This window comes from Arthrobacter sp. JUb115, from assembly GCF_004365035.1.
GTDB lineage: Bacteria > Actinomycetota > Actinomycetes > Actinomycetales > Micrococcaceae > Glutamicibacter.
In genome coordinates, this window is sequence record NZ_SOBS01000006.1 from 238,917 (window position 1) to 250,920 (window position 12,004).

A 12,004-nucleotide genomic window follows, 5' to 3' on the forward strand; every position below is an offset into this window, starting at 1 on the left:
TAGAGTTGTTGCTAACCACTAGTTGTTTACCCGTAGAAATGATTTTGCATGTCGATGCCTGATTCTGTGCCGGACCTCAACACTGAAGCCCAGAGCTTGAGCCGTACCTACACTTCTGACGTTGCTCAGTTATTGGAAGAATTCCTGGCTGCGAAAAGCGTTGAAGTTGGTCAGATTACTAGCAGCGCCGTCGAAATCGTCAATGCGATCACGTCACTGACCCGTGGCGGCAAGCGGCTTCGCGCCCTGTTCGCTTTCTGGGGTTACCTCGGTGCAGGTGGTCGGCCCGATGAACGCGACATCGTCCAACTCGGGGTGGCCTTGGAACTCTTCCAAGGAGCCGCGCTGATTCATGACGACATCATCGACAATTCCGATACACGACGCGGTCAGCCGAGCGTTCACAAGCGCTTCGAGGCCCAGCACCGAGAACTTGGGCTTGCGGGGAGCGCAACGAGCTACGGCATGGCCAGCGCAATCCTTACCGGCGACCTATGCCTGTCGTTGAGCGAGGAAGTCTTCTCAGGTATTGCTTCCCTCAACGCTCGGGCGCGTACCATCTTCAATCAGATGCGCACCCAGGTGATGGCCGGGCAGTATCTTGATGTTCTAGAAGAGTCTGCGGGCCCCGCCTACGATCCGAAGGAAGCGGTCAAGCGAGCTCGCACTATCGTGCGCTTCAAGTCAGCCAAATACTCCACTGAAAACCCATTCTTGCTTGGCGGCGCGTTGGCCGGCGCCAGCGAGGCTCTTATGGAGCGCTACTCCGCATTCGCGCTTCCGCTGGGTGAGGCATTCCAGCTACGTGACGATGTTCTGGGCGTGTTTGGCGATCCAGCAGTCACAGGGAAGCCGACCGGCGGCGATTTGCAAGAAGGCAAGCGCACGGAATTGATTGCCCACGCCCTCTTGCTATCAACTTCTGACGAACAGGACTTCATTCAGAGTCGCCTCGGCGCAGTGGATCTCAGCGAAGAAGAAGTGTTGAGACTAAGCGGTATTCTGCGCGATAGCGGCGCCCTGGCGGCCACCGAGCAGAGCATTAGTGAGTTGACCACCCAATCAGATCTCGCCCTGAACGCATTGCACGTCACGCCCCTCGCCTTAGCGGGAATGCAGCAGCTCAGTGATGCAGTGACAAAGAGAAGTAAATAGCGATTCGTTACTAAGACATAACGAAAGGTCTCAACCATCCATGCGATATGGAATACGGTTGAGACCTTTTGTTATTACTGAGGCTAGTTCGTCCGGGCCATTACCAGCCCATGGCCTGCGCCCGCCGACGGATTTCAGTTTTACGTCCGGTGCGCAGAGCATTCATTGGAGTGCCGGGCAGCGATTCATCCTCGGTGAACAGCCAAATAACCGATTCCTCATCGGAGAAGCCGGCATCCAAGAGTACCGAAAGAGTGCCCTTCAGGCTTTCCACCACTACTCCGTCTTGGAGAAAATCTGCAGGGATCGAACGGACATTGCGAGCGCCAATTCTCAACGAAACAATGGCACGCTCATCCAGCAGTCGGTGCACGCGGCGAATATCTACATCTAATTCTTCAGCCACATCGGGCAGGGTCAGCCACTGGCCGACGAGATCTACGGTTTCCTTCACCCCTTAAGGTTCCCACAAATTCCTGATCCGCGCAGAAATTTGGATGAAACTCACCTCAGCAGTTCCCATGAGTCACAGGAGTAGTGTAAATTTTCTTGTATCACTTTGATAACAATTGCATCACAGTCAACATGGGGTACCACTTCCCCTCTGTTACCTGCGGAGCAAAGCCCGTTATTTTCACCGTATAAATGAGGATTGACTCCATGCCCCACGAATCCAAACATGCTTCCAAGCATGCGTTAGGCGTTGTAGCAGGCGCGGCCATTCCCGCTGCGGTCATTGGCAGCCTCGCCTTAGCTCCCGCAGCGCAGGCAGCACCGATGACTGTTCCCAACACCTCAGGAAGCTTTGCCAAGTCGGTAACTCCGGAGACCATCAAGGTCGCTGAAGACCAGATCAAGGCCCACCTGATCGCTTCGCGAGTATCTACGCTGGGATTACCAGCTAAACGAGATGTTTCCGAAATCAAGATCCCGGCAGGTGCGTCCCTATGGAGCATCGCTCGGGAATATGACACAACCGTGTCAGAGCTGAAGAAGCTCAATAATCTTAAGAATGATTCAATCGTCGCCGGCAAGACACTCAAGGTCTCCGGTCATGCTTCGAAAAACAGCCCCAAGGGCAAGTCTTCGAGCTCGTCATCTTCAAGTACCGCCACTTACACCGTCAAGAACGGTGACACCCTCAGCGGCATTGCGAGCAAGCACGACATGAGCTTGTCTGATCTGTTGAAGAAGAATGACATCTCTGCAAGCAAGGTAATCTTCCCCGGCAATAAGCTGAAGGTCAAGGGTTCGGCGTCGAGCTCCAGCAATACGACGCAGACGAAGAAAACTTCTTCTTCGTCGGGTTCTTCAACCTACACTGTGAAGAACGGTGACACCCTCGGAAGCATCGCCATCAAGCACAATATGAGCTTGTCTTCGCTCCTTAGCAAGAACGATATCTCGGCCAGCAAGGTGATCTTCCCTGGCGACAAGATCAAGGTCAAGGGTTCTTCGTCCTCTGGCTCTTCGTCGAAGTCCTCCCAGAAGAAGTCCTCCTCCTCCGGTTCTTCAAGCTACACCGTCAAGTCCGGTGACACGCTCAGCGGCATTGCGGCCAAGCACGGCATGAGCTTGTCCGATCTGTTGAAGACCAATGACATCTCTGCCAGCAAGCCGATCTTCCCAGGCAGCAAGATCAAGGTCTCGGGTGGCACGTCGTCTTCGAGCTCCTCGCCGAAGAGCACTGCTGCGCCCAAGGCCAAGGCCAAGACGTCGACCTACTCCGTGAAGTCCGGCGATACTCTCAGTGGCATCGCGACCAGCCACGACATGAAGCTGGCCACCTTGCTGGATTTGAACCCCGAGTACAGCTCGAGCACGCCATTGAAGATCGGCGCCAAGCTGAAGGTTTCGGGCTCCTCGGTTGCACCGTCGGGTCAGGTCAAGAAGCAGAAGATCGGCAATAGCTTCGCTGGTCGTACCTACGCAGATCACGTTGTGCGAGATGCTAACTCGAACAAGGACTACCTTGACTCGATCAGTGTCCCGAGCCGCGGCGAGATGCAGGACCTGATCCGTTCCACTGCAAAGAGCATGGGCGTTGACCCGGCTCTGGCGTTGGCTCACGCGTACCAGGAGTCTGGCTTCAACATGCGTGCGGTCTCCCCTGCTAACGCCGTTGGCGCCATGCAGGTACTGCCAAGCACCGGTGACTGGATCGCATCGGTCATTGGCCAGGACCTGAACGTCCTGAACCCACGGGATAACGTTGTCGCTGGTGTCGCAGTAATTGCCTACAATTTGGACAACACCGACAACCTGGACAACGCAATCGCATCGTACTACCAGGGCCTGGCCGGTGTTCGTAACAACGGCATGTACGAAGACACCAAGCATTATGTAGCCAGCATCAAGGCTCACATGAAGAATTACCGCTAAATAGCCAAAAGGAGAGGCGCTTCCAACACGGTGTGTTGGAAGTGCCTCTTTTTTTGTTGCAGCTGATCAGGCTGCTCCTAGCCTGTACGGTGGTCAAGATCCAATGGCATGTCGATTACCACCTTGGTCCCGCCCTTCTCGCTCTGTACCCAACGGATTTCACCCGATAGTTCGCTGGTAACCAGAGTGCGGACAATTTGCAGCCCAAGTCCCTCGCGGCGTGGCTCTTCTGGCAACCCGTGGCCGTCATCTTCAATGACAACCCGTAGCCAATCCTTGCTATCGGCACCCTTGTAGCGTTCGGCAACCAGCGCGACTTCACCGTTGCGATGCGCTAGTCCATGTTCCACGGCATTAGTCACCAGCTCATTGATCACCAGTGACAACGGTGTCGCCAAATCAGCGTCAAGCATGCCGAATTCGCCTTCACGACGCGTGGATACCCTTTGCTCCGGAGAAGCGATTTCCACGATCAGACGGAACTGGCGATCCATCAGATCATCAAATTTGACGGTTTCGTTCAGGCCCTTGGACAGGAAGTCGTGGACCGAAGCGATAGTGGAGACTCGTCGCATTGCCTGCTCCAGGCCCTGCTTGCCGTCCTCTGAGCTCATCCTGCGCGATTGCATGCGCAACAGCGCCGCGACAGTCTGCAAGTTGTTCTTCACGCGATGATGGATTTCACGGATCGTAGCGTCCTTGGTGACCAGTTCTTTTTCGCGACGGCGCAGTTCGGACACATCGCGGCACAGCACCAGTGCGCCCCAGCGCTTTGATTCGTTGCGCAGCGGAATGGCACGCAGGGAGAGGGTGACTCCGCGATGTTCCACCTCGGTACGCCATGGCATCTTGCCCTGGAGCACCAGCGGAAGAGTTTCGTCGACTACACGACGGTCGCTGACCAGTGCCATCGTCAGATCAGCCAGTGGCTGGCCCTGGAGGACATCAGCTGCGCCTAATCGGCGGAAAGCTGAAACAGCGTTCGGGCTGGCGAATTCGACGGCTCCATCAACGTTGAGCCGGATGAAACCATCACCGACGCGCGGCGCGCCACGGCGGGAGCCGGTAGGGCTGGCGAAGTCCGGCCACAGCCCTTGGGTACCCATCTGCAACAGGTCATCAGCGCTTTGCCGGTAGACCAATTCCAGATTGCTGGGTGTGCGGGACTGGTTCGGATCGAAGTGGGAAGTGATGACCGCAACCGGTTGGTTCTGGCGCACTAGCGGAATCGCCTGCACCGTGGTCAACCCCATGATGATATCTTTGCCGGCTTGTTCGGCCGAGCGTTGCACTTGCTTGGTTTCCCAAGCGCGGTCCACCATGATGCGCAGATCCTTGCGGATCCGTTCTCCCACGAAGTCGCTATGGAAGGCGGTATGCGAGGTGGAAGGGCGCACGTGTGCCAAAGCCGTATAGGAACCGTCCCCGGTGGGGAACCAGAGCACCAGGTCTGCGAATGCTAGATCCGAGACCAGTTGCCAGTCCCCCACCAGGAGGTGGAGCCAATCCTCATCACCGGGCGCTAGTGCAGCACGTTGACGTAATTCTTCGGTGATGAGGGCCATTGGCGGTATTTACCTTCGGACGATGGAACGCAAGAGGCGAAGTGCCACGGAAAGTGAAGCCATGTCGTCTCGTTCCAGGCTGTTCACTTCCGCGAACATAGTCTTCGCACGATCAAGGTTAGCCGCGTTTGCCTCTTCCCATGCAGCAACACGCTCTGCCGGGTCAGCAATATCGCCGTGGGCATCCAGGATGTTGCCGGTCAGGTCGATGATCGTGGTGTACAGGTCATCGCGCATTGCGGCACGAGCCAGCGCCTGCCAACGATCCGAGCGAGGAAGGTTGGTGATGCGATTCAGCAGGCTGTCCACATCGAACAAGTCGTAGAGCACGTAGTATGTTTCTGCAACCTTGACCGGAGCGGTCCCGGTGCGGTGCACATATTCTGCCACGTCCAGCAGCGCGTAGGATTCGAACTGAGTCGCCCACATGCTGGCACGACGCTCCGGGATCCCCTGGTCCATGGCCTCTTCACGCCACTCCTGGAATCTCTGGAGGTCAGTGCCCCGAACCAAGGTTGGCAGGGCCTCACGCAGTTCGGTAACCGTCGCTTCGTAGCGTTTGACCGCTTCGGTGACCAGCAGTTCCTGATCGACGCGGTTGATGAACCAGCGGGTGGCACGGTCCAGCAGGCGGCGCATGTCGTGGTGCTGGCGGCCCCAGTGTTCCAGATCGGTTCCGGCAGGCTGTGCATTGATCGCATCGAACTGGCGGTCGAATCCGTAGATCTCACGCAGCGCGCAGAAGACCTTGGCAATCTGGACTTCGCTGGCACTGGTTTCTTCCATGGCACGGAAGACGTAGGTGATGCCGCCCATGTTCACGATGTCGTTGGCGATCACGGTCGCGATGATTTCTCGGCGCAACGGATGGCTTTCGAGCTGATCCCCGAAACGCTCTACCAACTTGGTTGGGAAGTAGCGGCGCAGGGTCCGGGTGAAGTACGGATCATCGGCGAGATCGGATTCGGTCAGCGCGTTCGCCAGCTGGATCTTCGCGTATGCGGCCAGCACCGAGAGCTCTGGGGTGGTCATCGCCTCGCCAGCGGCGCGGCGCTCTTCCAGCTGATCCGCGTTTGGCAAGAACTCCAAGCCACGGTTCAAGTCAGCATGGGCTTCCAGCCACTGCATCAGGCGCTCGTACGCTGGTGTCCAGGTCAGTGCCGCATGCTTCTCATTGAGCAACAACACGTTCTGTTCGAAGTTGGTCGTCAGCACCAGATCACCGATGTTATCGGTCATCGAGAGCAGGAACTCCGTGCGTTCAGCCTCGGTGAGATTGCCCGCCTTGATCTGGCGGTCCACGAAGATCTTGATGTTCACTTCGCGGTCAGAAGTGTCCACGCCAGCAGAGTTGTCAATGGCATCGGTGTTCAGCAGGACGCCCTTGCGGGCTGCCTCAATACGGCCCAGCTGGGTCATGCCCAAGTTGCCGCCTTCGCCAACAACTTTCACGCGCAGATCTGCGCCGTCGACGCGGATGGCGTCGTTGGCTCGGTCGCCGACCTGGCCGTGGGTTTCAGCCGCTGACTTCACGTAGGTACCAATACCGCCGTTGTAGAGCAGGTCCACTGGCGCTGAGAGGATGGCCTTGAGCAGTTCGTTAGGGCTCAGCTTGGTGGTGCCGGCGTCCAATCCCAGGACCTCGCGGACCTCGGCGCTAACCGGCACGGACTTGAGGCTGCGCGAGTACACGCCGCCTCCGGCCGAGAGCAGCTCCTTGTTGTAGTCTGCCCAGCTGGAGCGTGGCAGATCATACAGGCGCTGGCGCTCGTCAAAGGCGACCTGGGGATTCGGGTTCGGATCCAGGAAGATATCACGGTGGTCGAAGGCCGCCACCAGCTTCACGGTGGGGGTACGGCGCAAACCGTTGCCGAACACGTCTCCGGACATATCGCCCACGCCGACGGCGGTGAATTCGTCCTTCTGGGTGTCGATGCCCAACTCGAAGAAGTGGCGCTTCACCGATTCCCAGGCGCCGCGTGCGGTGATGCCCATGCCCTTGTGGTCGTAGCCCACCGAGCCGCCCGAAGCAAAGGCATCGCCCAGCCAGTGGCCCTTGTCGGCCGAGATCGAGTTGGCGATATCGGAGAAGCTCGCGGTGCCCTTGTCGGCAGCGACCACCAGGTAGGAATCATCGCCATCGCGACGAACCACGTTGGCAGGGGCTTCGATGTGCTCACCGTTTTCGTCGGTAACCATGTTGTCGGTCAGCTCCAGCAGGGTGCGGATGAAGACCTTGTACGCGCCCTTGCCTTCTTCCATCCATGCACCGCGGTCGAGAGCTGGATTGGGAAGCTGCTTGGCGTAGAAACCGCCCTTGGCACCAGTTGGCACGATGACGGAGTTCTTGACCATCTGGGCCTTGACCAGACCTAGCACTTCCGTACGGAAATCTTCTCGGCGATCGGACCAGCGCAGGCCACCGCGGGCCACGGCGCCGAAGCGGAAGTGGGTACCCTCAACACGCGGCGAGTAGACCCACAGTTCGTGCTTCGGACGCGGGAATGGCGCGAAATCGATCTCTTCCGGGGCCAGCTTGAATGCCAGTGCCTTGTGGGTGGTGAAGTAGTTGGTGCGTTTGGTCGCTTCGATCACCTTCACGAAACGGCGCAGCAAGGTGTCGGCATCCAACGTTGGCACGGATTCCAGCGCTTCGGCGACCTTTGCGTGCGCCTTCTGCCGAGCAGCTTCCGAAGCCACGGAGCTCAGCTGCGGGTCGAAGGTGGCCTGGAACAGCTCCACAATGGCGTGGGTGACTGACGGGTTGCCAACCAGGGTGCTGGCGATGAAGCCAGTGGAGTTCGGAACCCCGAGCTGCAGCAGGTAGTGGGCGTAGGCACGAAGCATCGAGACTTCCTCCCACGTGAGTCCCTCGTGCAGCACCAGTGCGTTAAGGCTGTCGGATTCGGCGAGGTTGCGGACCACTGCGCAGTAGGCCTCAGCCAGCTTGGCTTCCACGGCCTGGAAGTTGATCTCCTCATCGATCTTCAGGCCCATGTCGTAGATGTAGCGTTCGCCGATTCCTTCTGGATTCAGCTCGTAGGGGCGTTCATCGACGACTTCCAGACCCAGATGCTGCAGAACTGGCAGTATGCGCGAGAGCAGCAGCGGCTTGGTCACATAGATCTTCATGCGCTTGGAAACAGCAGAATCCTCATCCTGCTTCTCGTCATCGTAGAAGGAGACAACCGGGCCATCGACTTCCGGACTGCTCAACTCGGTGAGCAGGTCAATATCCTTCAGCGCATCTTCGATTTCGAACTGCACCTTGTAGGAAGCCGGGAAAGCTTCGGCCCAAGCATTGGACAGCGTGTTGGCATCGCCCAGTTCCAGGCGCGCGCGGGCGGTGTCAACGATGGCGTCAGACCAGGAGCGCACGGCCTTGGCAATACGATCCTCCAGTGCCTTGCGGTCAACCACGGGGGCCAGTCCGTGGCGTTGCAGGCGCAGCCGGTAGAACAAGCGAACGAGCGCGCCGGCACCCAGCTGCGCTTCATATTCAACGGATTCTGCGTTGAAGCTGCGCTGCAGCTCCTGCTCCACCCGCAGGCGCACTGCGGTGGAGAAACGATCACGTGGCAGGAACACCATGGCAGTGACGAAGCGGCCGTAGTCGTCCTTGCGAAGGAAGACCGAGGTGCGGCGGCGTTCCTGCAGGCGCAGGATACCGAGGGCAATCTTGGTCAACTCGTCGACAGAGATCTGGAACATATCATCGCGTGGGTAGCTTTCCAGAATGGTGGTGATGTCCTTGCCCGAGTGGGAATCAGGCGCGAAGCCGGTGCGCTTCAGCACCGCTTCAACCTTTTCGCGTACCAGCGGGACGGTCTTCACGCTCGAGGTGTAAACACTGGAGGAGAAGAGGCCGATGAAACGGCGTTCGCCGTTGACTTCGCCATTGGCATCGAAGCTCTTGACTCCGACATAGTCCAGGTACACGCCACGGTGAACGGTGGAACGGGAGTTCGCCTTGGTCACGATCAGCGCACGCTTGTCGCGAGCGGTGATGCGGCCGCGCTTGGTCAGGTGCTGTGGACCTTGGTCCGCCAGATCGCGCATCAGTCCCAAGCCGCTGCCTGGGCGGGCGACCAGGACGTCTTCGCCGTTGATGGTTTCCAGCGAGTAGTCGCGGTAGCCCAGGAACGTGAACTTTCCGTCAGCTAACCAGTCCAGCAGCTCCGATGCCTGCTGCACCTCGGCGATTTCCTCAGCCTTCGGAGTCTGCGGAAGGCTCTGCGCAATATCCTTGGCCCGGTCCAGCATGGCCGGCCAGTCCTTCACTGCAACACGCACATCTGCCAGAACGCTATAGAGGCGCTCAACAAATTCCTTGGCCTGCTCATCGCTGAGCTCGCGAGCGAGCTCGACTGAAATCCACGATTCGATGCGGGTTTCTGCACCGGCCGAAATCAGGGTGCTCAAATCCGAGAGCGCAGCGGTGTCACCGCTGGCAACATGCTGCAGACCAGCATGGCTGATCTTTGAAATTTCGCCGGTCTCGGTCTTGCGGGAGACAACGAACGTCGGATGCACTACCAGCTGAATTGGTGAATTCAGCTGCACTAGTGCGGCAGTTACCGAATCAACAAGGAATGGCATGTCATCGGTGACGATGTGGACCACTGAAATTCCGTTGTTGCGGGTAATGGCGACATTAGCGTTTTCAGCATCACGCTGATACCCGATTTCCAGATGTGCTGCCACGCGAGCTTCGAGTTCGTCTGGCCGGTAGGCCGCCACGTCTTCGGTCGCAATTTGGCCATAGTACTCGCTCACCAATTTCGAGGTGAGTGTCTCATCCATGAATGATTCTGACATGCTGGATTCCGACGAGTTCAAAAGAACGCCTCCAAGAACAAAGTTCGATCAACCCGCGCCTTTGCGGATCTCTAGTTTTACCCACATTACTCGGTTTTCACCTCTGGGGTTCAAGCTTCGGAGTGAAATCGACGACTATTCCATTTCTTGGGTGAATCCGTGGAATTTATGCCGGCCAAAGACCGTATTTCCATACGCAATAGGCACCGAGGTGCGATTTCGAGCAATGGGCTTCCTCCCAGCACTGCCGCGTTGCACGCGGCGCTGTCCTCGGGCAGATACCCTGCGATTTGGTGCGTCGGCCCAAACCGGTCCCACGCTTCAATCAACCTGCGCTTCGGGCTGCGCCCGGTACTGCTGGCTCCCACGCGGTTGAAGACGATTTTCGGATTCAGCCCGGGCAGTGCATCCTCCAATTCGTCGATGGCGCGAAGTGCACGCGGAATTCCCAAGCTGTCGGCACGCACGATCATGAAAAGCTCATCGGAGCACTGGAGCATCTCGACGGTGACAGCGTTTCGCTGTGGTGCTTGGGTATCGAAACTGAGCTGTTCGTCCAATTCAATGTACGGAGCCAAATCCAATACGACCAGGTCGTAGTGAACTTTGAGCAGCATGGCCGCTCGCCGCAGCGCCGAGGCCCGGACCTCGGGCCACCGGCTAGCACGCGGGATTCCGGTCGCCACGCGCATGGTCGCCTCCCCGACCTGGACCAAGGAACATGCAGCGTTGAGTCGGGCAACATCCATCGAGCCGGCGCCGATGGCACGGCACAACTGCGCGATGGATGCCGATTCGTCCATGAGCCCCAATTGAATGGCGATGCTGGCGGCGTAGGTATCTGCGTCCAGAAGCACCACGGTTTTTCCTGCTGCCGCCGTTTCCACCGCATAATTCAGCGCGACGGTACTGCGCCCGGGAGATCCAGGGGCGCTCCAGAAGCTGACGATTCTTCCGTTCCGGCCCGTAGAGTCGTCCTCCGGTTCGGGAACCGCGAGCGTTCCGTCGGTTCCAGAATGATTCAATGACTGAACTACGCCCCTGATGCGTCCTTCCAGCTCGGCCATGCCGGAATCCGCAGGCAGATGAAGGACATCAGGCAATGGCTTCCAGTCTTCGGGCCGGTCAAAGAACAGGACAACCGCTGTCTGGCGCATCAGCAACGCATCAAGTTGTTCCATGGGCGGCACCAGCTGGGCGTCGGCAACGATCAGCACATCAGCCATTCCGGTATCGCAAGCGGCAATGGCTTCGGCTATGCCGGAGCAGACGCGGGTGACCATCAGTTCCCCGCGGTACCCTTCGATTTGCCGGACGATTTTCTCCTGGTCGCCGAGCACTACGACCGAAATACTCATTGTTCGGTCCCGGCCGGGTTGTAGACGACGATAATTCTCGATTCGTTTGCCAGCGCTTGAAGCAGCGGTTCAAGCTGATTCGGTTCCACCAGCAGTTCCAGGTTGGTGCCTTGGGTTCCCACCAGTCCCCCGCCGCTTTCAACGCGTGCGGCGACTTCGACCATGGAGGAGAGCTTTTCCGGGACTCCGTAGGTGCTGCCGCTGGTTTCGCGTTTGGCAATCCATACGTCAACAAAGCTACCGGGGGTAATCGACGAAGAAAGGTCTGCCGGAAGATCGACATTGACCGGCCTGCGCGATCCCACTTCACTGTGCATTATCGAGGTGACTGGAATCAGCTGCCCTTCGCTGATAAAGGTGTTCGCTCGGGCGTCCTGGCCGAGCTGCGCATCTGTGTGCAGGTAGTTCTCGAGAGTTTCGCCAAGCTGGACTTCTTGAGTTTTCATGTTCTCGCTGGTCAGCTTTTCTCCGAGGGTGATATTGGTGCTGGCGACATACACCGTGGACGTCTGATGCAATTCGCCGACCAGGTACACGGTTCCCGCGACCGAAGCGACTACGAGCACCGCGCCGAGAGCCAGGCGTGGGTCCTTCCAACTAGGCCGTCGCACACGCGAGGCCGAGGTTGTCCGCGCGTCCTGGGCGATCTGTTCTGTGATCAAGGCTTTGACCTTCCGCCAGCATAGGTGCTTATGGATGGTGAGCCTACGACAACTTGGTCCTGCT

General features: G+C 58.2%; 7 protein-coding genes. 2 read left to right on the forward strand and 5 right to left on the reverse strand.

What is annotated here, in order from left to right:
• Window positions 1-48 precede the first annotated feature (48 nt).
• Window positions 49-1,155 carry a polyprenyl synthetase family protein gene (locus EDF61_RS12515; protein WP_105656810.1) on the forward strand — a complete coding sequence of 369 codons (1,107 nt, stop codon included), beginning with the start codon at window positions 49-51 and terminating at the stop codon, window positions 1,153-1,155.
• 100 nt (window positions 1,156-1,255) lie between these two features.
• On the opposite strand, the gene EDF61_RS12520 is transcribed toward EDF61_RS12515, so the two are convergent.
• Complete coding sequence (locus EDF61_RS12520) at window positions 1,256-1,609, reverse strand: Rv2175c family DNA-binding protein (protein ID WP_105656811.1); 354 nt, start codon at window positions 1,607-1,609, stop codon at window positions 1,256-1,258.
• A 206-nt stretch (window positions 1,610-1,815) separates the two neighbouring features.
• On the opposite strand from EDF61_RS12520, the gene EDF61_RS12525 reads away from it, so the two are divergent.
• The gene (locus tag EDF61_RS12525) at window positions 1,816-3,537 is read left to right on the forward strand and encodes a lytic transglycosylase domain-containing protein (protein WP_166650794.1); all 1,722 of its coding nucleotides are present in this window, start codon (window positions 1,816-1,818) and stop codon (window positions 3,535-3,537) included.
• Window positions 3,538-3,614: 77 nt separating this feature from the next.
• Here EDF61_RS12525 and EDF61_RS12530 read toward each other — a convergent pair whose 3' ends face one another.
• The 4 genes from EDF61_RS12530 to EDF61_RS12545 form a co-directional block, all read right to left on the reverse strand.
• Window positions 3,615-5,102, reverse strand: coding sequence for a sensor histidine kinase (locus tag EDF61_RS12530; RefSeq protein ID WP_105656813.1), 1,488 nt, complete (start codon window positions 5,100-5,102; stop codon window positions 3,615-3,617).
• A 9-nt stretch (window positions 5,103-5,111) separates the two neighbouring features.
• Window positions 5,112-9,905, reverse strand: a complete 4,794-nt coding sequence (locus EDF61_RS12535; protein WP_133834286.1) for an NAD-glutamate dehydrogenase — start codon at window positions 9,903-9,905, stop codon at window positions 5,112-5,114.
• Window positions 9,906-10,030: 125 nt separating this feature from the next.
• The gene (locus EDF61_RS12540) at window positions 10,031-11,278 is read right to left on the reverse strand and encodes a CpaE/TadZ family protein (RefSeq protein WP_133834287.1); all 1,248 of its coding nucleotides are present in this window, start codon (window positions 11,276-11,278) and stop codon (window positions 10,031-10,033) included.
• Entirely contained in the window at window positions 11,275-11,940 is a 666-nt protein-coding gene (locus EDF61_RS12545) for a CpaB family protein (protein WP_166650796.1), read from the reverse strand. Before EDF61_RS12545 ends, EDF61_RS12540 begins: the two co-directional genes overlap by 4 nt.
• Window positions 11,941-12,004 lie beyond the last annotated feature (64 nt).